General features: G+C 61.9%; 22 protein-coding genes. 11 read left to right on the forward strand and 11 right to left on the reverse strand.

Features of this window, described 5'->3' with window-relative positions; genetic code table 11:
- Window positions 1–68 precede the first annotated feature (68 nt).
- Window positions 69–1739, reverse strand: a complete 1671-nt coding sequence (ligB, locus tag J3P94_RS02685) for an NAD-dependent DNA ligase LigB (RefSeq protein WP_434571239.1) — start codon at window positions 1737–1739, stop codon at window positions 69–71.
- Window positions 1740–1945: 206 nt separating this feature from the next.
- Here ligB and J3P94_RS02690 point away from each other — a divergent pair, with 206 nt between their 5' ends.
- Window positions 1946–2566: a LysE family translocator gene (locus J3P94_RS02690; RefSeq protein WP_434560370.1), complete on the forward strand. Its 621-nt coding sequence runs from the start codon at window positions 1946–1948 to the stop codon at window positions 2564–2566.
- A gap of 135 nt (window positions 2567–2701) precedes the next feature.
- On the opposite strand, the gene metK is transcribed toward J3P94_RS02690, so the two are convergent.
- Complete coding sequence (metK, locus tag J3P94_RS02695) at window positions 2702–3892, reverse strand: methionine adenosyltransferase (RefSeq protein ID WP_030137860.1); 1191 nt, start codon at window positions 3890–3892, stop codon at window positions 2702–2704.
- A gap of 19 nt (window positions 3893–3911) precedes the next feature.
- Complete coding sequence (locus J3P94_RS02700) at window positions 3912–4907, reverse strand: ArsR/SmtB family transcription factor (protein ID WP_434560372.1); 996 nt, start codon at window positions 4905–4907, stop codon at window positions 3912–3914.
- A gap of 254 nt (window positions 4908–5161) precedes the next feature.
- On the opposite strand from J3P94_RS02700, the gene tkt reads away from it, so the two are divergent.
- The 6 genes from tkt (at window position 5162) to fba (ending at window position 11540) form a co-directional block, all read left to right on the forward strand.
- Window positions 5162–7159: a transketolase gene (gene tkt, locus J3P94_RS02705; RefSeq protein WP_434571242.1), complete on the forward strand. Its 1998-nt coding sequence runs from the start codon at window positions 5162–5164 to the stop codon at window positions 7157–7159.
- Window positions 7160–7308: 149 nt separating this feature from the next.
- Complete coding sequence (epd, locus tag J3P94_RS02710; protein ID WP_434571244.1) at window positions 7309–8364, forward strand: erythrose-4-phosphate dehydrogenase; 1056 nt, start codon at window positions 7309–7311, stop codon at window positions 8362–8364.
- 24 nt (window positions 8365–8388) lie between these two features.
- Window positions 8389–9552, forward strand: a complete 1164-nt coding sequence (locus J3P94_RS02715; RefSeq protein WP_434571246.1) for a phosphoglycerate kinase — start codon at window positions 8389–8391, stop codon at window positions 9550–9552.
- A gap of 31 nt (window positions 9553–9583) precedes the next feature.
- Complete coding sequence (locus tag J3P94_RS02720; protein WP_434571247.1) at window positions 9584–9808, forward strand: hypothetical protein; 225 nt, start codon at window positions 9584–9586, stop codon at window positions 9806–9808.
- Window positions 9809–9864: 56 nt separating this feature from the next.
- Complete coding sequence (locus J3P94_RS02725) at window positions 9865–10200, forward strand: MliC family protein (protein ID WP_434571249.1); 336 nt, start codon at window positions 9865–9867, stop codon at window positions 10198–10200.
- Between the two features lie 275 nt (window positions 10201–10475).
- Window positions 10476–11540, forward strand: a complete 1065-nt coding sequence (gene fba, locus J3P94_RS02730) for a class II fructose-bisphosphate aldolase (RefSeq protein ID WP_003177554.1) — start codon at window positions 10476–10478, stop codon at window positions 11538–11540.
- Window positions 11541–11763: 223 nt separating this feature from the next.
- On the opposite strand, the gene J3P94_RS02735 is transcribed toward fba, so the two are convergent.
- The 3 genes from J3P94_RS02735 to J3P94_RS02745 all read right to left on the reverse strand — a co-directional run bounded on the left by J3P94_RS02735 (window position 11764) and on the right by J3P94_RS02745 (window position 14150).
- The gene (locus J3P94_RS02735) at window positions 11764–12048 is read right to left on the reverse strand and encodes a fructose-bisphosphate aldolase (RefSeq protein ID WP_434571251.1); all 285 of its coding nucleotides are present in this window, start codon (window positions 12046–12048) and stop codon (window positions 11764–11766) included.
- A 458-nt stretch (window positions 12049–12506) separates the two neighbouring features.
- Window positions 12507–13175 carry a polysaccharide lyase family 7 protein gene (locus J3P94_RS02740; RefSeq protein WP_305498250.1) on the reverse strand — a complete coding sequence of 223 codons (669 nt, stop codon included), beginning with the start codon at window positions 13173–13175 and terminating at the stop codon, window positions 12507–12509.
- A 306-nt stretch (window positions 13176–13481) separates the two neighbouring features.
- A complete protein-coding gene (locus J3P94_RS02745) occupies window positions 13482–14150 on the reverse strand; it encodes a polysaccharide lyase family 7 protein (protein ID WP_434571253.1) in 669 nt (222 codons plus the stop codon).
- A 323-nt stretch (window positions 14151–14473) separates the two neighbouring features.
- On the opposite strand from J3P94_RS02745, the gene J3P94_RS02750 reads away from it, so the two are divergent.
- Genes J3P94_RS02750 through J3P94_RS02760 form a run of 3 tightly spaced genes read left to right on the forward strand, consistent with a single transcriptional unit; the run spans window position 14474 to window position 17444 of the window.
- Window positions 14474–16597, forward strand: a complete 2124-nt coding sequence (locus J3P94_RS02750) for a putative bifunctional diguanylate cyclase/phosphodiesterase (RefSeq protein WP_434571255.1) — start codon at window positions 14474–14476, stop codon at window positions 16595–16597.
- A 42-nt stretch (window positions 16598–16639) separates the two neighbouring features.
- Window positions 16640–17143: a M48 metallopeptidase family protein gene (locus tag J3P94_RS02755; protein WP_434571257.1), complete on the forward strand. Its 504-nt coding sequence runs from the start codon at window positions 16640–16642 to the stop codon at window positions 17141–17143.
- Window positions 17144–17147: 4 nt separating this feature from the next.
- Window positions 17148–17444, forward strand: coding sequence for a winged helix-turn-helix domain-containing protein (locus J3P94_RS02760; RefSeq protein WP_434571259.1), 297 nt, complete (start codon window positions 17148–17150; stop codon window positions 17442–17444).
- Between the two features lie 122 nt (window positions 17445–17566).
- On the opposite strand, the gene J3P94_RS02765 is transcribed toward J3P94_RS02760, so the two are convergent.
- Entirely contained in the window at window positions 17567–18019 is a 453-nt protein-coding gene (locus J3P94_RS02765) for a GNAT family N-acetyltransferase (RefSeq protein ID WP_434571261.1), read from the reverse strand.
- Between the two features lie 260 nt (window positions 18020–18279).
- Between J3P94_RS02765 and J3P94_RS02770 the strand changes: the two genes are divergently transcribed.
- The gene (locus tag J3P94_RS02770; protein WP_434571263.1) at window positions 18280–19017 is read left to right on the forward strand and encodes a substrate-binding periplasmic protein; all 738 of its coding nucleotides are present in this window, start codon (window positions 18280–18282) and stop codon (window positions 19015–19017) included.
- A gap of 106 nt (window positions 19018–19123) precedes the next feature.
- On the opposite strand, the gene yccS is transcribed toward J3P94_RS02770, so the two are convergent.
- From yccS to mdtD, 4 genes are all read right to left on the reverse strand, one after another.
- On the reverse strand, window positions 19124–21307 hold the full coding sequence (gene yccS, locus J3P94_RS02775) for a YccS family putative transporter (RefSeq protein WP_434571265.1): 2184 nt from the start codon (window positions 21305–21307) through the stop codon (window positions 19124–19126).
- 273 nt (window positions 21308–21580) lie between these two features.
- Window positions 21581–22759, reverse strand: coding sequence for an NAD(P)/FAD-dependent oxidoreductase (locus J3P94_RS02780; RefSeq protein WP_434571267.1), 1179 nt, complete (start codon window positions 22757–22759; stop codon window positions 21581–21583).
- Between the two features lie 183 nt (window positions 22760–22942).
- Window positions 22943–24280 (reverse strand): ATP-dependent RNA helicase DbpA, encoded by a 1338-nt coding sequence (gene dbpA / locus J3P94_RS02785; protein ID WP_434574072.1) that lies wholly within the window; start codon window positions 24278–24280, stop codon window positions 22943–22945.
- 304 nt (window positions 24281–24584) lie between these two features.
- Window positions 24585–26012, reverse strand: coding sequence for a multidrug transporter subunit MdtD (gene mdtD, locus J3P94_RS02790; RefSeq protein WP_434571269.1), 1428 nt, complete (start codon window positions 26010–26012; stop codon window positions 24585–24587).
- Window positions 26013–26117: the final 105 nt, after the last annotated feature.

Here is a 26117-nt window from a genome sequence, read left to right on the forward strand (position 1 = left end):
ACGAGCGGTCGGGACAGATGCGCAGTTGGAGCGCCTCCCGTCTCTTGGGTTCAACCGCACGGGCCGGACTAGAAGCCATCGACCCCTGCGGTGCGTAATGTTTCACTCAAGGCCAGTACCTGCGGGTCGCGAAAAAAAGCGCTCAGTTGCGCGGCGCGTCCCGGCCCGATACCCGTTTCGGCTTGCCATTGTTCAATGTCGCGCTCAGCCAGGACCTCCCAGCGCTCCTCGAGCCTTGCCCCTCCGGTGGGCGGTACGCCAAGCGCCTTGAGCCATTGACGGAAGGGGCGCTGCCGGGCGCTGTCCAGGCTGGCGAGCAGACGTGCGCTGTTGCGTTCGCCGAAACCGGCAATGTTAGCAAGCTCGGCGGCATCGAGGGTCAACCAATCCAGCAATCCGTCGAGCTGGCCGGCGGCCAGCAGTTGCTCCCAGGTGCCGGGGCCAACATGGGGCAGGGCGAGCCCGTGCTTGCCGCTGAGCCAGTTCAGGCGCGCGAGGAACTGGCTTTCACAGCCAGGCGTCGGTTGCCAGCAGCTCAAGAAGTGATGATCGGCAGCGGCGGGGATGTCGAGGCTCTGGCGTTCGACACTGCGCAGCACGACACTGTCGAGCCGCGGAATGGTCAACCCGGCCAGGCTGATGGCGACCTGGTCGCCGGGGCGGATATCCATGCCTTCCCAGCGCTTGAGTGAGCTGACGCTTACCCGGCGAATCTGTCGGTCGTCGAGCATCACCGGCGCAAGCTCCAGCACCGGCGTAATACGCCCGGTGCGGCCGATCTTGAAACGCACATGGCGCACCTCGGCCAGCGCCTGGGCGTGTGGGTATTTCCATGCCACGCTCCAGGAGGGCGCCCGGGCTCGCCAGCGATCGGCGGACGGGCGACGACTCTGGCGCAAGACGACCCCGTCGCTGGCGAACGGCAGCGGCGTGCGGTACCAGTGGTTGCGCCAGTGTTGCGCATCGGCCAATGCCTGGATGGGCTGGCTATAAACGGTCGCATCGGCGAAACCCAGCTCTTTCAGCTCGGCAATCCGTTCAGGCAGGGTCGCCGGCCCTTCCGGCCACTCCCACACGAACAGGCCGATGCCAGACGCCTGTTCCGCGCTCAGGTCCTTGCGGGCCATCAATCCCGCCACGATTGATCGGGCGTTAAGGCTGCCGCTGACGGCCTGTACGTGATCGTCGAGCCGCCAGTAGAGCTCGCCCTGGACGAGCAGGTCCGCAGGTTCGCGCAACCGTTGGGGGATGTCGCGGATCTTTCGTGCAGTGTTGGTCCAGTCATGTCCCTGGATGCCATCGCCGCGGCTGATCGCCTGGTGCAGGTGTCCACCGCGATAAACCAGGGTAACCGCTACGCCATCGACTTTCGGCTGGGCCCAGACGTCGTCGCGACTGTCCAACCAGCTGCGCACGGCATCGGCGTCCTTGAGTTTATCCAGGCCGGTATGAGCGATCGGGTGGGGGACTTTCCCGCCAGCGGAGCGCAAGGGCGTGCCTGGCGACCCGAGGCCAAGGCAGTTGCGCCAATATTCCAGTTGCGCTCGGGACTGATCGTAAAGCTCATCGGCCACCAGGGAGTGGCCGAGGCGGTGATAGGCATCGTCCCAGTCATCGATCTGTTGCTGGAGGACGTCGACCTGTGCCTGGACACCTTCGGTTGGACCACTCGGGCAGGGGGCCGCGAGGACGGGCATGGTCAGTAAAAAGCCTACAAGTGCACGCAGTAACGACAGCATCGAAGCATCCTTGCCAGGTGAAGTACTGGAAGGCTAGTCAGTGTTGCAAAAGGCGCGAGGTCCAGTGCGTTACCGGGTTTTGCCAAGCGCGATGGCGAAGCTGTGGCGGTACAGTCGGGAGCGATTTGCCCGGGCAACTGTGCCTTGAACGCGTCACTGAGCGGTGCAGAATGGACGCTCGATCCGCTCTGCCAGGAGTGCAACCGATGGACCTGACCACGCTCGCGGTCTTTATCCCGGCCTGCTTTGCGTTGAACATGGCGCCGGGCCCGAACAACCTGCTATCGATCAGCAACGCCTCGCGCTATGGTTTCGTTCGCGCCTGCAGCGGTGGCATCGGCCGCCTGCTGGCGTTTGCGATCATGATTGCCCTGGCGGCGGTGGGGCTGACGGCGGTGCTGCACACCTCGGAGCTGTTGTTCCTGGGCATCAAGCTCGTCGGTGCCGGTTATCTTTTTTATCTCGCTGTGCAGTTGTGGCGTGCGCAACCTGAAGCCGCCGGCGAGGCAGAGGCCAGTTCGATGAGCATGGCCAGCCTGGCGCGCCAGGAGTTCCTGGTGGCGATCGGCAATCCGAAGGCAATCCTGCTTTTTACCGCTTTCCTGCCACAGTTCGTTGACCGCGCGGGCACCGTCACCCAGCAGTTCGCGGTGCTGGGCGGGCTGTTCCTGGCATTGGAATGCGTTGCCATTGGCTTGTATTGCTACATGGGTATTTATGCCCGGCGGCTGTTCGCCCGGCCGAGTGGCAAGCGGTTGTTCAACCGAATGTGCGCGGGGTTACTGGCGAGCGCGGCTTCGTTTTTGTTGGTGGCGCGGCGGACTTGAACAGCTTGATACACCCTGAGGTTTGAAGGGGGGGGCGCTTCGCACCCCAGCGGGAGCAAGCTCCCTCGCCACGAAGGCGTAAAAAAAAGCCCCTGGCGACTCAGTCGCCAGGGGCTTTTTCAATGCGGCGGGGTGTTACAGGCCAGCAGCGGCGCGCAGGGCGTCGGCGCGGTCGGTTTTTTCCCAGGTGAACGTGGTGAAGGTGTCGTCGCCCACGGTCTTGGTCTGCGGCGTGCGACCGAAATGGCCGTAGGCTGCGGTGTCCTGGTACATCGGGTGCAGCAGGTCGAGCATGGTGGTGATCGCGTATGGACGCAGGTCGAACACTTCACGCACCAGCTGGATGATCTTGTCGTCGCCAATCTTGCCGGTACCGAAGGTGTTCAGCGAAATCGACGTAGGCTGGGCGACGCCGATGGCGTAGGAAACCTGGATCTCGCAACGCTCGGCCAGGCCGGCGGCAACGATGTTCTTGGCGACATAACGACCGGCGTACGCCGCCGAGCGGTCAACCTTGGACGGATCCTTGCCGGAGAACGCGCCGCCGCCGTGACGGGCCATGCCGCCGTAGCTGTCGACGATGATCTTGCGACCGGTCAGGCCGCAGTCGCCCACTGGGCCGCCGATGATGAACTGGCCGGTCGGGTTGATGTGGAACTGGGTGTCCTTGGACAGCAGTTCGGCAGGCAGCACGTGCTTGACGATCAGCTCCATCACGCCTTCGCGCAGGTCCTTGTAGGACACTTCCGGGTTGTGCTGGGTCGACAGCACGACCGCGTCGATGCCGACGACCTTGCCGCCTTCATAACGGCAAGTCACTTGCGACTTGGCGTCCGGGCGCAGCCAAGGCAGCAGGCCGGATTTGCGGGCTTCTGCCTGGCGCTGGACCAACTGGTGCGAGAAGGTGATCGGTGCCGGCATCAACACGTCGGTTTCGTTGCTGGCATAGCCAAACATCAGGCCTTGGTCGCCAGCGCCCTGGTCTTCCGGCTTGGCGCGGTCAACGCCCTGGTTGATGTCCGGGGACTGCTTGCCGATGATGTTCATCACGCCGCAGGTCGCGCCGTCGAAGCCGACGTCGGAGCTGTTGTAGCCGATGCCCAGGATTACGTCGCGAACGATCTGTTCCAGGTCGACCCAGGCGGAAGTGGTAACTTCGCCGGCGATGATCGCCACGCCCGTTTTCACCAGAGTCTCGCACGCCACGCGGGCGAACTTGTCTTCAGCAATGATGGCGTCCAGCACCGCATCAGAAATCTGGTCGGCGATTTTGTCCGGATGCCCTTCAGACACGGACTCGGAGGTGAAAAGGGAGTATTCGCTCATCTCGATGTTTTCCTACAAGTTACCGATGGTGAGTGTCGCCAGCCGGCCGCTGAAAATGGCGGACCTGGATCTGGAAACCATTACGTAAGCCTACATAGAGGCTTTCCCCGGGCACGAGGCCCGCAGCGGTGGCCCAACGGGCCAGATCGTCCTGTTCAAACCCCAGCCAGAGATCACCGCAGGCCTCCTTGGCCCAACTCTGGTTGTGGCTGCATAACTCTGTCACCAACAGGCTACCGCCCGGTTGCAGCAGGTTGGCCATGTGCTTGAGTGCATCGGCCGGCGCGGCAAAATGGTGAAGCACCATGTTCAATACAACACAGTCGGCCTGCAGGCTCACACCGTTCAGCGCGTCGGCCAGTTGCAGGCGGACATTAGCCAGGGACTCACGTTCGCACACCTGGCGGGCCAGTTCGAGCATCGCCGGGCTGTTGTCCAGCGCGGTCACCTGGCTGAAGCGCCGCGCCAGTTCCGGCAGGAATGCACCGTCACCGGGGCCGACTTCCATCGCTGTGGCGGTGGGCTCGAAGCTCAGCTTGTCCAGCAGCGCCACGACGCTGTCACGGTATTGCGGCAGTCCTGCAATCAGGTCCTGCTGGGCGCGGAATTTCTCTGCCACCCGGGCGAAAAAGTCCTGGCTGGCGGCGGCTCGTTGCCCGTGTACCTGGGCGATGCGGGCTTGCACGTCCAGCGGCAAGTCCAGTTCGTCCACCTCTTCAAGCAGCGCTGCGTGCAGCTTGCCGCCCAGCAGTTCGGTGTGGGGCAGGGCACGGCGGTAGAAGATGGCGTTGCCTTCACGGCGCGTCGCCACCAGGTCGGCCTGGGCCAGCACCTTCAAATGGTGGCTCATGCCGGACTGGCCGATGCCGAAGATCTGCGCCAGCTCCAGAACGCCGAACGAGTCGTTGGCCAGGGCGCGCAATACATTGAGCCGCAACGGATCGCCGCCGGCCTTGCAAAGGGCCGCCAGCTCATCGCAATCGTCATGGCGAATGGAAGGCACGCGTAAATTCATGGGCGGCAGTCTAGTGACGGGTCTGGCGCATCGCAAGGTCAATATCAAAAAGTTTTGATATTGCTCGATAAATGGCACTTCCCGGGAGCAGCTTGACTCTACCCAGCAACAGCGGAAAGGTTTCACCTGACCGATGCGGCTTTATCCGGCGCAAATATCGCCTTTGGACGAGTATCTGATTGCCCCGAGGCGGGTGGGTGAGGGAAAATGCTCGCCTTTTTCAGTTTCGTTATTCAAAACCCAGGAGATCAGCGATGCCCAGCCGTCGTGAGCGTGCCAATGCCATTCGTGCCCTCAGCATGGATGCCGTGCAGAAAGCCAACAGCGGCCATCCCGGTGCCCCAATGGGTATGGCGGATATCGCCGAGGTGCTTTGGCGCGACTACCTCAAGCACAACCCGAGCAACCCATCGTTTGCCGACCGCGACCGCTTCGTGCTGTCCAACGGCCACGGCTCGATGTTGATCTACTCGCTGCTGCACCTGACCGGCTATGACCTGTCGATCGATGACCTGAAGAACTTCCGCCAGCTGCACAGCCGCACCCCGGGCCACCCGGAATACGGCTACACCCCAGGCGTGGAAACCACCACCGGTCCGTTGGGCCAGGGCCTGGCCAACGCCGTGGGCTTCGCTTTGGCGGAAAAAGTCCTGGCGGCGCAGTTTAACCGTCCGGGCCACGACATCGTCGATCACCACACCTACGTGTTCCTGGGTGATGGCTGCATGATGGAAGGCATTTCCCACGAAGTCGCTTCCCTGGCCGGTACCCTGGGCCTGGACAAGCTGATCGCCTTCTACGATGACAACGGCATTTCCATCGACGGTGAAGTCGAAGGCTGGTTCACCGACGACACCCCCAAGCGCTTCGAAGCCTACAACTGGCTGGTGATCCGCAACGTCGACGGTCACGACCCGGAAGAAATCAAGATCGCCATCGAGACTGCGCGCAAGAGCGCCCAGCCGACACTGATCTGCTGCAAGACCACCATCGGTTTCGGCTCGCCGAACAAGCAGGGCAAGGAAGACTGCCACGGCGCGCCACTGGGCGCCGAGGAAATCGCCCTGACCCGCGCCGCGCTGAAGTGGGAACACGGCCCGTTCGAAATCCCGGCCGACATTTATGCCGAATGGGACGCCAAGGAAAAAGGCCGCGCGGCCGAAGCCGAGTGGGACCAACGTTTTGCAGCCTACTCCGCCGAATTCCCTGAGCTGGCCAACGAACTGGTACGTCGCCTCAGCGGCGAGTTGCCGGCCGATTTCGCCGAGAAAGCTTCTGCCTACATCGCCGAAGTCGCGGCCAAGGGCGAAACCATCGCCAGCCGCAAGGCCAGCCAGAACACCCTGAACGCCTTCGGCCCGTTGCTGCCGGAACTGCTGGGCGGTTCGGCCGACCTGGCCGGCTCCAACCTGACCCTGTGGAAAGGCTGCAAGGGTGTAACCGCCGAAGACGCCAGCGGCAACTACATGTACTACGGCGTTCGTGAGTTCGGCATGAGCGCGATCATGAACGGCGTTGCCCTGCACGGCGGCCTGGTGCCTTACGGCGCGACCTTCCTGATGTTCATGGAATACGCCCGCAACGCTGTGCGCATGTCGGCGCTGATGAAAAAACGCATCCTGTACGTGTTCACCCACGACTCCATCGGCCTGGGCGAAGACGGCCCGACTCACCAGCCGATCGAGCAATTGGCGAGCCTGCGCTGCACGCCGAACCTGGACACCTGGCGCCCATGCGACGCCGTGGAGTCCGCTGTGGCCTGGAAACACGCCATCGAGCGCAACGACGGCCCATCGGCGCTGATCTTCTCGCGCCAGAACCTGCAGCACCAGGAGCGCGATGCCGGCCAGATCGGCGACATCAGCCGTGGCGGCTACGTGCTCAAGGACTGCATCGGCGAGCCTGAGCTGATCCTGATCGCCACCGGTTCGGAAGTCGGCCTGGCCGTCCAGGCCTTCGACAAGCTGACCGGGCAGGGCCGCAATGTGCGCGTGGTCTCCATGCCTTGCACCAGCGTGTTCGATGCCCAGGACGCCGGCTACAAGCAAGCGGTGTTGCCGTTGCAAGTCAGCGCGCGCATCGCTATCGAAGCCGCTCACGCCGATTACTGGTACAAGTACGTGGGCCTGGAAGGCCGCGTGATCGGCATGACCACCTACGGTGAGTCGGCGCCTGCGTCGGCGCTGTTCGAGGAGTTCGGCTTCACCCTGGAAAACATCCTGGGGCAGGCTGAAGAGCTGCTGGAAGACTGATCTGTAATAGGTTGCCTGTGCTGACGCCATCGCGAGCAAGCTCGCTCCCACAAGGATCTCCACCGACCCTGTGGGAGCGAGCTTGCTCGCGATAGCGGTGGTGCAAGCAATGCTGGTCTTAACGGATTCACCCCGATCAGAGAACCCCCATGCCCCAACCGCGTCCCTACAAAGTTGCACTCAACGGCTACGGCCGCATTGGTCGTTGCGTCTTGCGTGCGTTGTTCGAGCGAGGGGCAAAGGCCGGGTTCGAGATTGTGGCCATCAACGATCTGGCCGACATGGCCAGCATCGAATACCTGACACGCTTTGACTCCACCCACGGCCGGTTTCCCGGCGAAGTGCGGGTCGAGGGCGATTGTCTGCACATTAATGGCGACTGCGTGAAGGTCCTGCGCAGCGCCACGCCCGAAGGCATCGATTGGGCGTCCCTGAACGTCGATCTGGTGCTTGAGTGCTCCGGCGCCTATAACACCCGTGACGATGGCCAGCGGTTCATCGCTGCCGGCGCGCCACGGGTGCTTTTCTCCCAGCCGATGGCCAGCGAGGCCGACGTTGACGCCACCATCGTCTACGGTGTGAACCAGGACTGCCTGACCGGCGAGGAGCTGCTGGTGTCCAACGCGTCCTGCACCACCAACTGCGGCGTGCCGCTGTTGCGCCTGCTGGACCAGGCTATCGGCCTGGAATACGTGTCGATCACCACCATCCACTCGGCGATGAATGATCAGCCGGTGATTGACGCCTATCACCACGAGGATTTGCGCCGTACCCGTTCGGCCTTCCAGTCGGTGATTCCGGTGTCCACTGGTCTGGCGCGCGGCATTGAACGGCTGTTGCCGGAACTTGCCGGGCGAATTCAGGCCAAAGCCGTGCGGGTGCCGACGGTCAACGTGTCCTGCCTCGACATCACGATGCAGACCGTGAGCGATACCGACGCCACCGAGGTCAACCGGATCCTGCGCGAAGCCGCCACCAGCGGCCCGCTCAAAGGCCTCCTGGCCTATACCGAGTTGCCTCACGCCAGTTGTGATTTCAACCACGACCCACATTCGGCCATCGTCGATGCCAGCCAGACCCGCGTTTCCGGGCCCAGGCTTGTAAACATCCTGGCCTGGTTCGACAACGAATGGGGTTTTGCCAATCGTATGCTGGACGTTGCCGAGCATTACCTGCAAACCGCTTCCAATAAACCTGCTCTCTAAACAGTTACCCAGGAATTGCGACCCATGACCGTGTTGAAGATGTCCGACCTCGATCTGCAAGGTAAGCGCGTACTGATTCGCGAAGACCTCAACGTCCCCGTCAAGGACGGTGTTGTCACCAGCGACGCGCGCATCCTGGCCTCGCTGCCGACCATCAAGCTGGCCTTGGAAAAAGGCGCGGCGGTGATGGTCTGCTCGCACCTGGGCCGTCCGACCGAAGGTGAATTCTCGGCCGAGAACAGCCTCAAGCCGGTGGCGGATTACCTGAGCAAGGCCCTGGGCCGCGACGTGCCGTTGATCGCCGATTACCTGGGCGGCGTCGACGTCAAGGCTGGCGATGTCGTGCTGTTCGAAAACGTGCGCTTCAACAAGGGCGAGAAAAAGAACGCCGATGAGCTGGCCCAGCAATACGCCGCCCTGTGCGACGTGTTCGTGATGGACGCCTTCGGCACCGCGCACCGCGCCGAGGGCTCGACCCACGGCGTGGCCAAGTTCGCCAAAGTCGCCGCCGCAGGTCCGTTGCTGGCGGCCGAGCTGGACGCGCTGGGCAAGGCCCTGGGCTCGCCAGCTCAGCCGATGGCCGCCATCGTTGCCGGCTCCAAGGTTTCGACCAAACTCGACGTGCTCAACAGCCTGAGCCAGGTCTGCAACCAGTTGATCGTCGGTGGCGGCATCGCCAACACCTTCCTCGCCGCCGCCGGTCACCCGGTAGGCAAGTCCTTGTACGAGCCGGATCTGCTGGACACCGCCCGTGAAATCGCCGCCAAGGTCAGCGTACCGTTGCCCGTGGATGTGGTGGTAGCCAAGGAATTCGCCGAAAGTGCAACCGCCACCGTCAAGCTGATCGACGACGTGGCCGAGGACGACATGATCCTCGACATTGGTCCGCAAACCGCGGCGAACTTCGCCGAACTGCTGAAATCCTCCCAGACCATCCTGTGGAACGGTCCGGTCGGTGTGTTCGAGTTCGACCAGTTCGGCAACGGCACCAAGGTGCTGGCCCAGGCGATCGCCGAAAGCGCTGCGTTTTCCATCGCGGGCGGTGGCGACACCCTGGCTGCCATCGATAAATATGGCGTAGCCGAGCAGATCTCCTACATTTCTACCGGTGGTGGCGCGTTCCTCGAATTCGTCGAGGGCAAAGTGCTGCCTGCCGTGGAAGTCCTGGAAAGCCGGGCCAAGGCCTGAGGCGACGTTGACCAGGCAAAGGAGTGTTCCGATGGTCAAGACGTTCATGTCGCTGATGGCCGCGACGCTGTTGGTGGCTTGCTCGAGCAGCCCGCAAGCCACCGCGCCCGATACGGCGGCGCCAGTGCCTGAGCAAGGCTGTTATCAGGCTGACTGGCAGGCCGAGACCAACCCGGTACTGAACAAGCGTTCCGGGCCGGACGGCCTGGATAAATACGAGACGCAGGCGCCGGTCAAGGAACATGGTTGCCCTTGACGGGTCAGACTCTTAACTCATGGCGAGCGGCACGGGCCGCCCGTCGAGGAACACGGATGAAAGGCTTTATCGCCGTCGTGGCGTTGGCATTGTTGGCCGGTTGCTCGCAACTGGGTTTTTTGCAGTCGTCCGAGCCTGCTGCAGAGGGCTGGACGAGTTGGACATGTGACAGCGAGGCCAAGGTGCTCTGGCGTTATGCCGATGCAGCGCGCAAGGAAGTCGATGTCCGGCTGGGCGGCGCTGACAAGGTTTATCGCCTCAAGCTCGAACCCGGCGCCGAAGGTTCGCTGTACAGCGATGACATGCTGGCGTTGCACATCAAGGGCGAGGAAGGCCTGGCGTATTGGGTCGCCACCAATGATCTGATTGGGCGGGGCTGCAAGGCCGATTGACAGGATTCATCTGATTCACACGGATCTGAATAGGGAAGCAGATCCCATGTGGGAGCGAGCTTGCTCGCGATTGCGGTCTATCAGGCAACAGAGATGTTGAATGTGCCACCCTCATCGCGAGCAAGCTCGCTCCCACAGGGATCGCGTCAATGTTTGGGTTTGGCGATACGGAACACGCAGGCTCGGGCCAGCCCCGACCCGCAATGACTTGAATAGCCGCCGCCGCTCCGGCAGGCTGGCACGATTAACGACCCTCGACCGGGAGAGACACACTAATGGCACTTATCAGCATGCGTCAGATGCTGGACCACGCAGCCGAGTTCGGCTATGGCGTCCCAGCCTTTAACGTCAACAACCTTGAGCAGATGCGCGCCATCATGGAAGCCGCTGACAAGACTGACTCCCCGGTGATCGTCCAGGCTTCGGCCGGCGCTCGCAAATACGCCGGCGCGCCGTTCCTGCGTCACCTGATCCTGGCGGCAATCGAAGAATTCCCGCATATCCCGGTGTGCATGCACCAGGACCACGGCACCAGCCCTGACGTCTGCCAGCGCTCCATCCAACTGGGCTTCAGCTCGGTAATGATGGACGGCTCCCTGGGCGAAGACGGCAAGACCCCGACTGACTACGAATACAACGTCCGTGTCACCCAGCAAACCGTCGCCATGGCCCACGCCTGCGGCGTCTCGGTGGAAGGAGAGCTGGGTTGCCTGGGCTCGCTGGAAACCGGCATGGCCGGTGAGGAAGATGGCATCGGCGCCGAAGGCGTGCTGGATCACAGCCAGATGCTGACCGACCCGGAAGAAGCCGCCGACTTCGTCAAGAAAACCCAGGTCGACGCCCTGGCGATCGCCATTGGCACCAGCCACGGCGCCTACAAGTTCACCAAGCCGCCTACCGGCGACGTGCTGGCCATCGACCGCATCAAGGAGATCCACAAGCGCATCCCCAACACTCACCTGGTGATGCACGGCTCCTCTTCGGTACCGCAGGAGTGGCTGGCGATCATCAACCAGTACGGTGGCGACATCAAGGAAACCTACGGCGTGCCGGTCGAGGAAATCGTCGAAGGCATCAAGTACGGCGTGCGCAAGGTCAACATCGACACTGACCTGCGCCTGGCTTCCACCGGTGCCATGCGTCGTCTGATGGCGACCAATCCTAGCGAGTTTGATCCGCGTAAGTTCTTCGGTGCGACGGTGACGGCGATGCGTGATGTATGTATTGCGCGTTATGAGGCGTTTGGTACGGCGGGTAATGCGTCGAAGATCAAGCCGATCTCGCTGGAAGCCATGTATCAGCGGTATTTGAAAGGTGAGTTGAACGCTAAGGTCAACTAAGCTTTTCGCGTTATTCGTTATTAAAAACCCGCAGTGATGCGGGTTTTTTAATGCTTGGGATTTGGGTGTATATCCGGTTTGCCGACTTGGTTTGGTGGGGGGCGTTCCTCCTGTGGGAGCGAGCCTGCTCGCGAAGGCGGAGTGTCAGTCGATGAAAGTACCGGGTGTGCCAGCCTCTTCGCGAGCAAGCTCGCTCCCACAGGGGATCTCCTGCACGCAGGTTTTAGTGCTCTTCGAGCCCACGTTGCTCAATGACACCGAACACATCGGCTACATCCTGAACCAGAATCCGGGCGACATTAGTGAGAGTGTTGAGATCCCCGGCAGCCGAATCGCGCAAAGTGGTGCAGGCCATAAGCGTCAGGTAATCAAGAGTGGCATGCAGGCGTTCGCTGGCGCAGGCGTGAAGCTCGGTCAGTGGCGCGGTGCTGTCGATGAACAGGATAGGTTGGGTGGTGGCGATTGGGGTGAGTGGGGTAAAGCGGCCAAGCAATTGTTCGGTTTTCATGACAAACCTCTAACTCAAGAAAAGTAATTGCCACCGTTCGCTGCGAAACAAATTGGGTGGCAGCCATGTGCGGGTTCGCAGACCGAGGAGTTAGAGAAACCCGGCAGACCCGAAGATCTCCCACACACAGCCGCCATAAAAAGCCGAACGCAGGCGGGATGCGCCTATGTTGACTTCTGACGGTCGTGATTCTAACTCACCAGGGCTGCGAAACCCCTGCCACTGACCAAAGCCAGCAGACCAACCAAACTATAGAGTAGATTTTCCAGGCCAAAATCGACCTGTAGGACGCACCGCGCCCCCGTGGCGAGGGAGCTTGCTCCCGCTCGGGGGCGCAGCCGCCGCAAACCGGTGTATGCGCCAGGTCTGACAAAAGATGGGGCCGCTTCGCAGCCCAGCGGGAGCAAGCTCCCTCGCCACGGGGCGTAAATTCCTACGAGTTTTTAGGACGTGAAATTTCAAGTGTTGTGATCGATGTCCAACTTGCTGAACGTCACCTTGCCGCCTTCGCTGGTATAACCACTGTTGTCCTGCACATACACCCCGGCCTTGAAGTACAACGGCTTGACCCGCCAGGCAGCGCCGACCGTGGTGTACCAGCTATTACCGGCGGCGGTGATGCCCAGGTCGCCGGTGCGATCCAGGTGGATCCGATAAGAAAAGGCCCGGTCAAGCTTCACGCCTGTCGCTACCGTGATGACCCGGCTTTTGCTGTCATCGGGGCGCATGCGCACCTTGGCGACGATGTTGCCGGTGTTGGTGGCGTCCTTGAATTGGTATTCCAGCTTCACCATCGGTTTGTTGCTGTCCTTGGCATGGATCTGACCAATCACGATTTTTCCGCTGCTGGGAACCTGATTGACCACCAGCGTTGCGCGCAATTGATTGTCGGCCTCTGGGTAAAGCCAGTTGCGCAGGGTGCCGTCTCGGTAGGTCTCACGTAGTTCGCTGCGTGGGTAGATCGCGTTTTCGGTCTTGGTGCCGGTCACCGGCGACCAGAAATACACCGTGCTGCCTTCGGAGTTGAAGTACTTGTCCCTGAATCCATCCACCAGTCGAGGGGTTTCGATGGTTTTCGGCGGGCTGCCTTCGGGGATGCTCAGGTTCCAGGTTGCAAGATCGACCATGTTCGGATCCTTTCTGAGAAGAAGAAATGATTTACGCCACAGCCGGAGGCTCTAAGACGCGCTTTCTGCGGACGCCGGCAGGAATGCGGACAAACATTTGGCACGTTCGTACGGTGGAGGTTTGGCGTCAGCAGTCCGTCAGAGTAGGGATTGGCGATTTTGTGCCGCAGATAATTGACCGTTGGTCGGTAGCGTCAAAATTTTATTGAACGATGGCTTTTTGGCGGTGCCATTGCGACGTCGATCGAAGGGGGGCGAGTCGGTTGCGGGCAAGCAGCGATCCATGCTGCTGCTCGGGGGGAAACCTTAGAGGTTGTGATCGATATCCAGCATGCTGAACGTGGCTTTTGCGCCTTCGGTGGCGTAGCCAGCGTTGTCCTGCACGTAGACGCCAGCCTTGAAGTACAACGGTTTGGTGCTCCAGGTGTTGCTGACGGTGGCACTCCACTGATAGCCGGCGCCGTTGATGGTCAAGAGGCCTGCACGGTTGAGGTGAATCAGGTACGAGAACGGCTGGTTGAGCTTGATGCCGGTGGCGATGGTGATGACCTGGCCCGTGGCGTCGTCGGGACGCATGCGCACCTTGGCGACGATGTTGCCGGTGGAGCTGTAGGTCTTGTACTGGTATTCCAGCTTCACCATGGGGCTGGTGCTGTCCTTGGTGTGGATCTGGCCAATCACCAGCTTGCCGGTGCTGGGCACCTGGCCGACGGTCAACGTGGCGGCCAGCTTGTTATCCGCAGCCGGGTACAACCAATTGCGCAACGTGCCGTCGCTGTTGGTTTCGCGCAGCTCGCTGCGAGGGTAGATGGCGTTGGCCGTCGTGGCGCCCGTGACGGGTACCCAGAAAAACACGGTGCCGGTTTCCGAGTTGAAATACTGGTTCTTGAAGCCTTGTACCAGTTGCGAAGTCTGGATGGTCGCCGGTGGTGCGCCTTCAGGAATGCTCAGGTTCCAGGTTGCGAGATCGATCATGTCGTGTGTCCTGCGTATCGGATGTAAAAGGGTGTACGCCGTGTCGGGAGGCTTTGAACCGCCCTTTTGAGCGTCTCGAAACGCTGGGTGGGGCTTTTGTTGTTGACCGCTCGGCGAATGTTTGACGTCAAATGTTCGTCGAGGGGGTCATTGCAGTTTCTGTGCCTGAGCAGGGTGACCGTTAGTCGGCTATTTCGGGCTTTGTCTGGATGATGGCGTCATGACACCTACTGCTTTTCAAAATCCCGGTCTAGAGTGAGATCACTGTATGTTGTCCGTTTTCCCACGTAGGACGGACATGGCGTCCCGATAAGAGAAGCAGCATGGAATGCGCGCAACCCCCGTTTGGCGAAGACAGCTCCGTCCTTTTGATAGTTGATGACTACCCTGAAAACCTGCTCAGCATGCGAGCGTTGTTGCAGCGTCAGGATTGGCAGGTCATGACCGCGTCCTCGGGTGTCGAGGCTCTCAACCTGCTACTCGAACATGACATCGACCTGGTGCTGCTGGATGTGCAGATGCCGGACATGGACGGCTTCGAAGTGGCGCGTCTGATGCGTGGCAGCCAGCGCACGCGGCTCACGCCGATCATCTTCCTGACCGCCAACGAGCAGTCCCAGGACGCGGTGATCAAGGGTTACGCCAGCGGCGCGGTGGATTACCTGTTCAAACCGTTCGACCCGCAGATTCTCAAGCCCAAGGTCCACGCGCTACTTGAACACCAGCGCAATCGCCGCGCCTTGCAGCGTTTGAGCCAGGACCTGGAGGCAGCCAGGGCCTTTAATGCCTCGGTGCTGGATAACGCCGCCGAAGGCATCCTGGTGGTGGATGAAGGCGGTTTCATCCGTTTTGCCAACCCTTCGACGTGCCGCTTGCTCAACGCCACTGCGGACCGATTGCAAGGGATGCCCTTCCTGGATTTCCTGCAGAAACCCCATATTCCCGAGTGGATCGATTCGGATATCCATGCCGCCTATCGACGTGGCGAAACCTGGCGCTTGCACGACGCCGTGCTGCGCACCGCGCCCGGCCAGCAAGTGTCGGTGGCCTTGTCCTGTGCCCCCCTGCCTTCTGAACAAAAGGCCATGGTGGTGACGCTTCAGGACATGTCGGTGGTTCGTCATTTGCACCAGCAGTTGGAGTTCCAGGCCGTCACTGATCCCCTGACCGGTTTGCTCAACCGCAGGGGGTTCTATCAGACCGCCGAAAACCTGCTGATGCGCAGCGAACGGCTGGAAAGCAACTGGGTGCTGTTGTACCTGGACCTCGATGGCTTCAAACGGGTCAATGACTCGCTGGGCCACGATGCCGGCGACCGGGTGTTGCGCTGGGTATCGGAACAGTTGAAGGCCTGCCTGCGCCCGTTCGACATCCTCGCGCGGCTCGGCGGCGATGAGTTCACGGCGCTGCTGGATCTTGAGGTGCCCGAGCAGGCGGCGAAGATTGCCGAGAAACTCATCGAGCGCGTCTCGGTCTGCCAGCAGATCGAAGGCATGGACGTAGCGCTGGGCGCCAGTATTGGCATCGCCACGTACCCGGACTGCGGCTCCAACCTCGACGGGTTGCTTCGCGCGTCCGACATCGCCATGTACGAGGCCAAGCGCGCCGGCCGCCAGCAGTATCGTTTCTACGATCACGAAATGAACGGCCGAGCCCGTTCACGGCTGATGCTTGAAGAAAGCGTACGTTCGGCCATCGAAAATCGCGACTTCAATATGGTCTATCAACCACAGGTCAGCATCCTCGACGGACGGACCCGAGGGTTCGAGGCGCTGCTGCGCTGGCAGCACCCCAGCGTCGGGGACGTACCGCCGGGCTTGTTCCTGCCGTTGCTGGAGGAGGCTCGGTTGATCAGTCGGCTGGGCAGCTGGATTTACCATCGCAGTGCGTCCCAGCGCAAAGTCTGGGAGCGGATGTTTCCCGACGATCTGGTGTTGGGCGTGAGCCTGAGCAGTACCCAGTTCGGCATGCCCAACCTGGTGACCGAGTTGCGCCAGGTCCTGGATCGCCATGCGTTGAAGCCGCGGCAGCTGGAGGTCGAGATCACCGAAGACGCGCTGATGCGCAACCCCGACGAAACCCATAAGCAACTGCGCCTGCTGCGCCACCTGGGCGTGCGAGTGGCGCTGGACGACTTCGGTTCGGGGCCTTGCTCGCTGGCGCATCTGCGTGATCTCGAACTCGATACGCTCAAGCTTGATCGGCACTTGATCGCCCGCTTGCCGGACTCGCCCAGGGACGCTGCGCTGGCCGCCTCGGTGATCGACCTGTGCAAGCAATTGGGCTTGCGAGTGATCGCCGAGGGGGTCGAGACGCCGCAGCAGTATCACTGGCTCAAGGCCCATGGCTGTGAATATGTGCAAGGCTTCCTCGTGGCGCGGCCCTTGATGGCCGAGGACACAGATGCTTTCGCGCGACCATTCGACTGGAGCGCGGTGCCGGCCTGAATTCGCTACACTGGCGGCCTCCAGTGACTGTGTTGCCGTCCGATGACCGTGCTCAAATACCTCCAGGCGTACCCCGCCGCGCTGCAAGCCCAGGTGCAGCAACTGATTGCCGAGGATCGACTGGGCGATTACCTGCAACAACGCTATCCCGGCCGCCATCCGATCCAGAGCGACAAGGCGTTGTACGGCTATGCGCTGGATCTCAAGCAGCGCTACCTGCGTAACGCGCCGGCCATCGACAAAGTACTGTTCGACAACCGCCTCGACCTGACCCATCGCGCGCTTGGGCTGCATACGGCGGTGTCACGGGTACAGGGCGGCAAGCTCAAGGCCAAGAAAGAAATCCGCATTGCTTCGTTGTTCAAGGACGCAGCGCCCCAGTTTCTGGAAATGATCGTGGTGCACGAGTTGGCCCACTTCAAGGAGTCGGACCACAACAAGGCTTTCTACCAGCTGTGCGAGCACATGCTGCCGGGCTATCACCAGCTGGAATTCGACCTGCGGGTGTACCTGACCTGGCGGGACCTGCAACAAGACAAGGGATGAGCGAATGGACGTCAGCAAGACCAAGAGCAGCTTCTATCGTCGACTGTACGTGGCTTACCTGATCGACAGCGGCCTGGCCAGCAACATTCCCGCGCTCACCGAAGTTACCGGCATGCCTCGGCGCACCGCCCAGGATACCGTCGTGGCGCTGGCGGACCTGGACATCCTCTGTGAATTCGAGCAGCAGGAGGGCGCGCGCAACCATGCCGGGCGGTATTGGATTCGCGATTGGGGGGCGATTGATCGGCGGTGGATCGAGCAGAATCTGCAGCGGATCAAGGCGGTGTTGGAGTATCCCTGAATTGTCGGTGCCTGGGCTGGCCTCATCGCGAGCAAGCTCGCTCCCACAGGGGCCCTGGGGGTACACAAATCTTGTGTCCTCAACAGGCCTCTGTGGGAGCGAGCTTGCTCGCGATGGCGGCTTCAGGGCCGATGCATCCCGATGTGCGGAATCCCATCCTCAAGATATTCCACACCCACCACTTCAAACCCGTATCGCCCGTAATATCCCTGCAGATGCGCCTGGGCCGACAAGGAAATCGAAACCCCGGGCCAGTGCTTTTCGGCCTGCTTCAAGGCTTGTTCCATCAGTGTATGCCCCAGCCCTTGCCCTCGAGCCTCGGGGGCGATGACTACGCGGCCGATCACCACATCGCTGTTTCGCGAATGCGGATCGAGCAAACGAAGGTAAGCGACCAGGTGGTTGTCCTGCCAGGCCATCAGATGGCAGGTGTCGCCTTCCAGGTCCAGTCCGTCGACGTCCGGGTAGGCGCAGTTCTGTTCGACGACGAAAACCTCGGCGCGCAGTTTCAGGATGGCATATAGCTGTTCCTTGCTCAGGTCAGTGTGATGTTTGCAGACCCAGTCGATATCCATTTTTTGAATTTCCCAGAGAACCTGCTGCCGATATTAGGCGTCCTTGCGTCGGAAGTCTCTTTTCAAGCGGTCGAAAAATCTGTGATAAAGACCAAAATGCCATCATCGATTTGTCGCGGTACTGCCTTCTTTATGTAATCTTCAATCCAGCGCTGCGCAGCGGTTTCGATGAGCTAACGTCAGGACCCGGATGCCTTGGGGAGTCCCTTGGGTTTCGGCTAAAAACAAACCGGGCTTTGAACCCGTCAAGGAAGTCAGGCATGCCGCGATTGCATCGAGCTCTTGCTTTGGTCGGGTTGCTGTTGCTGAGCCACAACGCCTGTGCGCAGAAACTGCGTCTGGTCGCCGATGCCTGGCCACCCTTTACCGACTCGACGCTGGTCAATGGTGGCCTTGCGACCGATATCGTCACCACCGCCCTGGCGCGCGCCGGTTATGCCAGTGATTTCGAGCAGGTGCCCTGGGCCCGGGCGATGCTGGGGATCAGCGAAGGGCGGTATGACGTGCTGATCAATGCCTGGTACGCCGAGGAACGCACCCATGTGGGCCAGTTCTCGGCCGAGTACCTGCTCAACCGCGTGCGGTTTATCAAGCGCAAGGACTCGCCCATCGACTTCGACAACCTGCAGCAGTTGTATGCCTATCCCATCGCCGTGGTTCGTGGCTACGCCTATTCCAAGGCGTTCGATGAGGACGAGAAGATGCAGAAAATCCCTGTGCATAATTTTGCGATGGCCGTGCGCATGCTCGCCGCCGACCGGGTGAAGCTGACGCTGGAAGACGAATACGTCGCCCGTTATTACCTGGCCCGCGAATCCGCCAAGGTGCGCAATGCCGTGGAATTTCTACCCAAGCCGTTGAGTGAAAACAGCCTGCATATCCTGGTCAGCCTGAAGAATCCCGAGCATGAGCAGATCGTCGCCGGGTTTGATCGGGAGATCGCGGCGATGAAGGCGGATGGGAGTTATCAGAAGTTATTGAAGGCGCATGGGATGTAGGGTGCCTGGGCTGGCCCCTTCGCGAGCAAGCTCGCTCCCACAGGGTACGCATTTCAATGTGGGAGCGAGCTTGCTCGCGATGAGGCCCGCATGAACACCACAGCACTCAAGCCTCACTGGTGTCCTTGATCAGGTGCGCCGCCAGCGTTCGCAACGGCCCCAATTGCCGGCAGATCAACGCCAGTTGCGTCTGCACCAGCCGCTGGCCTTCGTCGATTTCATCGGGCATCAGCTCAAGCGCGCTGGCGAGGGCTTCTTCGTCGTCGCTCTGGATCGCGATCGGCTGTTTGCTCGCCAGGCCCTGGGCAATTTCATCGATGCTGGTCGCCAGCCTTGCTCCGGCGCCGTCGATCAGTTGCTCGCGCACCTCAGTCGGCAGTTCGGTGCCCCGGTGGGCCCCGAGCCCCGACAAGTAACTGAGCAGGGTGTGGGACAGCACCAGGAAGCGGAACCCCACGTCGGCCTCCTTACGGAAATGGCCCGGCTCCATCAGCATGTTCGCCAGCGTCGTGGACAGCGCCGCGTCGGCGTTATGGGCGTTGCGCCGGGCCAGGCGATAGGCCAGGTCGTCGCTTTTGCCCGCGGCGTATTGCTGCATGATCTGGCGCAGGTAGATGCTGTTGCAGGTCAGCGTATTGGCCAGCACCTTGTTCAGCCGCCGGCCCTGCCAGTCTGGCAGGAACAGGAACACCGCCAGCCCGGCGATCAGGCTGCCGAGCAAGGTATCGAACAGCCGTGGCAGCAGCAGCCCGTAGCCGTCGCCGACCTGATTGAAGCAGAACAGCACCATGACGGTGATCGCGGCAGTCGCCAGGGTGTAGCGGGTGGTGCGGTTGGTAAAGAACACCACCCCGGCGGCAATGGCGAAGCACGACTGCACCAGCGGATTTGGAAACAGGTCGAACAGCGCCCAGGCCACCGTCAGGCCGATGGCGGTGCCGATGATCCGCTGGCCGAGCTTGCGCCGGGTGGCGCCGTAGTTGGGCTGGCAGACGAACAATGTGGTGAGGATGATCCAGTAGCCCTGGGAGGGGTGGATCAGGTGCACCATCGCGTAGCCCACGCTCAGCGCCAGGGGCAGGCGCAGGGCATGACGGAACAGCAGCGACGTCGGCGTGAGTTGCGTGCGCAGGCGGACCCAGACGTCCTTGAGGTTGCGTGGCGAGCGGTCCAGCAGGCTGCTGTCAGTGGCATCGGCGAGGGCGTCGGGGTTGCTCGCGTCGCTGAGCAGGCGGTCCATCGTGCCGAGGTTGACCGACAACGCCCGCAGCGAGCGCAACAGGCCGCGCCAGGCCGGGTTGCTCTGGATGCGCAGGTGCTCCAGGGACGCATGCAAATCGTTCAGGGCCTCGGCGAAGCTGTCGTCGTAGACGAACGGCTGGCGCAACTGGATGGACTCGGCCAGTGCCAGGCAAGCCTTGCCTTGCTGGCGCAGCAGGCGCTGGCAGCGGAACAGTACGTCGCTGTGGAAGAACGCTTCGGCCAGGGCGTTATAGGGATAGTGCGAGGAACTGGCGCGCTCATGGATGTCCTGGGCAAGGAAGTACAGCTTCAGGTAGCGGCTGACTTTCGAGCCCGGCCGGCCATTGCCGACGCGGTGCAGGATGATTTCCTTCGCGCTGTTGAGCGCGGCCACCACCCGGCCATTCTGCTGGGCCAGCTCCAGGCGTCGGGCCTCGATATCCAGATGACGGATCGGCTCCAGCAGCGATGACTTGAGCTTCAGGTAGCGCCCCAGTTCGCGGAACAGCCGCGCCAGGCTCTGCTGCACCGGCTGGTTGGAAAACAGCGCGTGCCACAACACCGAGAGCAGCCCATACCAGGCGGCGCCGGCTACCAGCAACACCGGTTCATGCCAGAAGTCCGTGACCGCGCCGCCGCGCTGGTCCACGCCGATCATGGTGTAGACCGAAAGAATCAGGGTAGCCGAGGCAATCGCGCCATAGCGCTCGCCCAGGGCGCCGAGCATGGTCAGGCCGAAGGCCGCCAGGGCCAGGGCGACGATGAACAGGACGGGGTAGGGAAACAGCAACTCCACCGACAGCGCGGCAACGCTGAAGCACACCAGCGTCACGGCCAGCGCGTTGAGACGGCCTTGCCAGCTGTCGTCGGTCTCGGCCAATGCGCTGGCGATGATGCCGAGGAACAGCGGAATCAGCAGCGCCATCTGATTCAAGTACCAACAAAGCACCATGCTGCCGGTCAGGGCGATGAACACCCGCACGCTATAGCTGAATTTATCCAACGCCCAAAGGCGACGCAGAGACTGGCTGAACGAGGTCGATGACATGAAGTGCACGGGCCTGACGGGCAATGACGCTAAATTGAGGCAGTAATGACGCCGATGCAATGGCGACGATCACATCCGGCAGCAAAAAGTGTTCCGGCATGCGAAGAACACCCCCTGTGGCGAGGGAGCTTGCTCCCGCTGGGCTGCGAAGCGGCCCCTTCCCCAAGCGTTGCATTAATTCAGACCGAGTGCGATGGCTGTTTTGCGACTGCTGCGCAGTCGAGCGGGAGCAAGCTCCCTCGCCACAAAAAGCGGGCTCGACCCAGGGTGGTATCAGACGTACTGCGCCGCCGCATACCCCGAAGCCCAGGCCCATTGGAAGTTGAAGCCGCCCAGGTGACCGGTGACGTCGAGCACTTCGCCAATGAAATACAGCCCCGGGCTCTTCAGCGACTCCATGGTCTTGGAAGAAACTTCCCGAGTGTCGACGCCGCCCAGGGTCACTTCGGCGGTGCGGTAGCCTTCGGTGCCGGCGGGGACGATGTTCCAGCTCGCCAGCTTCTCGGCGATGTCCGCGAGTTCCGCGTGAGTGTATTGCTTCATCGGCTTGGAGACGAACCAGGTGTCGGCCAGCAGGTTGGCCATTTTCTTGGTGAACAACTCGCCCAACAGGGTCTTGAGTTCGCTGTTCGGGCGTTCGGCCTGTTGCTGTTGCAGCCACTGCGGCACGTCGTGGTCGGGCAGCAGGTTGATCTGCACCGTGTCGCCCGGCTCCCAGAACGACGAGATCTGCAAGATCGCCGGACCGCTCAAACCGCGATGGGTGAACAGGATGTTCTCGCGAAAACTCTGCTCGTTGCAGCTCACCAGACAGTCCACCGACGTGCCCGACAGTTCGGTGCACAGGCTCTTCAACTGATCGGTGATGGTGAACGGCACCAGTCCAGCCCGGGTCGGCAGCAGCTGGTGGCCGAATTGCCTGGCCACCTGATAGCCGAAGCCAGTCGCGCCCAGGGTCGGGATCGACAGCCCGCCCGTGGCGATCACCAGGGATTGGCAAGCGATGGGCCCGAGGGTGGTTTGCAGCAGGTAGCCGTCGGCGGTCTTCTCGATCTGCTCGATCGAGGTGTCCAGGTGCAGGTCGACGCCGGCCTGGTCACACTCGTCCAGCAGTAGGCCGAGGATGTCGCTGGATTTGTTATCGCAGAACAACTGGCCGAGTTTTTTCTCGTGATAGGGCACGCCGTGCTTGGCCACCAGCGCGATGAAATCCCATTGGGTATAGCGAGCCAGGGCCGACTTGCAGAAGTGCGGGTTTTGCGAGAGGAAGTTGCCCGGTTCGGTGTACATGTTGGTGAAGTTGCAGCGTCCACCGCCCGACATGAGGATTTTCTTGCCGGCCTTGTTGGCGTGGTCCAGCAACATCACCTGCCGCCCGCGCCCGGCGGCGGTCAGCGCGCACATCAACCCTGCGGCGCCAGCGCCAATGATCACGACTTCGGTAGAGCGCAAAACGGTGTCCTCACATTCAGATGTGTATGGAGCTTTTGTGGCGAGGGAGCTTGCTCCCGCTGGGCTGCGAGCAGCCCCCGAACTGACGACACCGTGCATCTGGAAGATCGCATCGCCTGGATTACGACTGCTGCGCAGCCGAGCGGGAGCAAGCTCCCTCGCCACAGGGTGAATGAACGGCAATCAGAGGATCCGCACCCGCAACGAGCGTCCCTTGATCTTGCCATCGTTCAGGCGCTGCAAGGCCTGTTTGGCAATACCGCGCTCCACTGCCACATAGGCCTGGAAATCGAAAATCGCGATCTTGCCCACCTGCGCGCCAGGGATGCCGGCCTCGCCGGTCAGGGCGCCGAGGATGTCGCCGGGGCGCACCTTGTCCTTGCGTCCGGCACCGATGCACAGGGTGCTCATGGCCGGCAGCAGCGGACCGCCGCCCTGGGGCTTGAGGTTGTCCAACTGGTCCCAGCTCAACGGCGACTTCTGCAGTTGCTCGATGGCCTGGGCGCGGTGGGCTTCGGACGGCGCCACCAGGCTGATGGCGATGCCTTTCTCCCCGGCGCGCCCGGTGCGGCCGACGCGGTGGATATGAATCTCCGAGTCCCGGGCCAGCTCGACGTTGATCACCATGTCCAGCGCATCGATATCCAGGCCACGGGCCGCCACGTCGGTGGCGACCAATACCGAGGTGCTGCGGTTGGCGAACATCGCCAGGACCTGGTCGCGGTCGCGCTGCTCCAGGTCACCGTGCAGGCCGACGGCTGAGATGCCCTTGGACGTCAGGTGATCGACGGTTTCCTGGACCTGCTGCTTGGTGAAGCAGAACGCCACGCAGGAGGCCGGGCGGAAATGCGCCAGCACCTTGACCACCGCGTCCATGCGCTCCTCGGGGGAGATCTCGTAGAAGCGCTGCTCGATCTGTGAGTCGGAGTGCAGCGCCTCGGCCTTGACCTGCTGCGGGTTACGCATGAACTTGGACGACAGTTGCTTGATGCCCACCGGGTAAGTGGCCGAGAACAGCAGCGTCTGGCGGCGTTCCGGGGTCTGCTGGATGATGTCTTCGATGGCGTCGTAGAAACCCATGTCGAGCATGCGGTCGGCTTCGTCGAGGATCAGCGTGTTGAGGCCGTCGAGCACCAGCGAACCCTTGCGCAGGTGCTGCTGGATGCGCCCCGGCGTGCCGACGATGATGTGGGCGCCGTGTTCGAGGGAGGCGATCTGCGGGCCGAAGGACACGCCGCCGCACAGGGTCAGGACCTTGATGTTGTCTTCGGCGCGGGCCAGCCGGCGGATTTCCTTGGCGACCTGGTCGGCCAGCTCACGGGTCGGGCACATCACCAAGGCCTGACAGCCAAAGAAGCGCGGGTTGATCGGGTTCAGCAGGCCGATGCCAAAGGCCGCGGTCTTGCCGCTGCCGGTCTTGGCCTGTGCGATCAGGTCCATGCCCTTGAGGATCACCGGCAAGCTTTGCGCCTGGATCGGCGTCATCTGGGCATAACCGAGTGATTCGAGGTTAGCCAGCATGGCGGCGGACAGCGGCAAAGTATTAAAAGCGGTGGCAATGGTGGTCACGGGACTGGCCTGCAAAACAAAATGTCGCGCAGTGTAGCAGCCTCGTGCCACTTTCTTCGAAAGTTCTGGACGAGCTGTGGCGCAGCTCCGAAGCGGGAAGATTCCCCTGTGGCGAGGGAGCTTGCTCCCGCTGGGGTGCGAAGCGCCCCCAAAACCGGCCAACACGGTGCGCCTGAAGTATCGCGTCGTCTGGATTGCGTCTGCTGCGCAGCCGAGCGGGAGCAAGCTCCCTCGCCACAACAGCCCTATCGCCATATTAGTGCTCGATATGCTCATCCGGCCGCTTCACCCGCCGTCCGTCCTGCTTGGACAACTGGGAGAAAATCGTCGCCGCCAGCATCGCCATGATGCCCACGGTCACGAAGGTCAACTGGAACGCGCCCAGCACCGTGTCCACACCATCATTGCCGACCTGGGCGGTAAAGCCGCCGAGGAGCGCGCCGGCGCAGGCCACGCCGAGGCTCAGGGACAGTTGCGCGACCACCGACAGCAAGCTGTTGCCGCTGCTGGCGCTGGCGTCGTCCAGGTCGATCAGGGTCACGGTGTTCATCGCGGTGAATTGCAGCGAGTTGATTGCGCCCAGCACCGCCAGATGCGCCAGCAGCAGCCAGTACGGGGTCTGCTCGCTGACCAGGCCCATGCTCGCCAGCATCACGCCCAGGGCCAAGGTATTGGCGGTAAGGACGATGCGATAGCCGAAGCGTTCGATCAACGGCCGGGCGACCGATTTGGCGACCATCGCCGCCGCCGCCAGGGGCAGCATGCTCATGCCAGCCTGGGAAGGCGAATAGCCCAGCGCCACTTGCAGCAGCAACGGCACCAGGAACGGCAACGCGCCGCTGCCCAGGCGTGCGAACAGGTTGCCGAGGATGCCGACGGCAAACGTCCGGGTCTTGAACAGCGACGGCGGGAACAGCGCATTCTCGACGTGCCCGGCCCGTAGCCAATAGGCCGCGAGGCAGGCCATGCCGCCGAACAGCAGCAACATCACGCGCAGGTGCGGAAGATGCAGTTCACCCAGGCCTTCCATGGCGATGGTGATCAACACCATCGCCGCGCCAAACAGCAGGAACCCCAGCCCATCGAACCGCGTGCGCTCGCTGCCGCGCAGGTCCGGAATGAATTTCCAGACGGCATAGCAGCCGATTATCCCCACCGGCAGGTTAATGATGAAAATCCAGTGCCACGTCAGGTACTCAACCATCCAGCCACCCATGGTCGGGCCGATCAGCGGGCCGAGCAGGCCGGGGATGGTGATGAAACCCATGATCCGCACCAGCTCCGAACGCGGGTACGCCCGTAGAACTACCAGCCTGCCCACCGGCAGCATCAGCGCGCCACCCAGGCCCTGGACGACCCGGGCGCCGATCAGCATGCTCAACGAATTGGACAAGGCGCACAGCAACGAGCCGAAGCTGAACAGCAGGATCGCGCCGAAGAAAATCTTCTTGGTGCCAAAGCGGTCGGCGATCCAGCCCGAGGCCGGGATCAGCAGGGCCACCGTGAGCATGTAGGCGATGATCACGCCTTGCATGCGCAGCGGGTTCTCCGCCAGGTCACTGGCCATGGCAGGCAGGGCGGTGTTGAGGATGGTCCCGTCCAGGGACTGCATGAAGAAAGCGATTGCCACGACCCACGGAAGCCAGCGGGCGGTGACGGCGTCGAGCGGGGCGCGGTTGGGCATGGGACCTCTTGTGTGAAAAAGTGAACAATTTCCTGTGGCGAAAACGCTTCTGTGGCGAGGGAGCTTGCTCCCGCTGGGGTGCGGAGCACCCCTAAGCCGGTGAAC

Origin of the sequence: Pseudomonas sp. Z3-8 (assembly GCF_051131975.1) — a bacterium.
Classification (GTDB): Bacteria; Pseudomonadota; Gammaproteobacteria; order Pseudomonadales; family Pseudomonadaceae; genus Aquipseudomonas.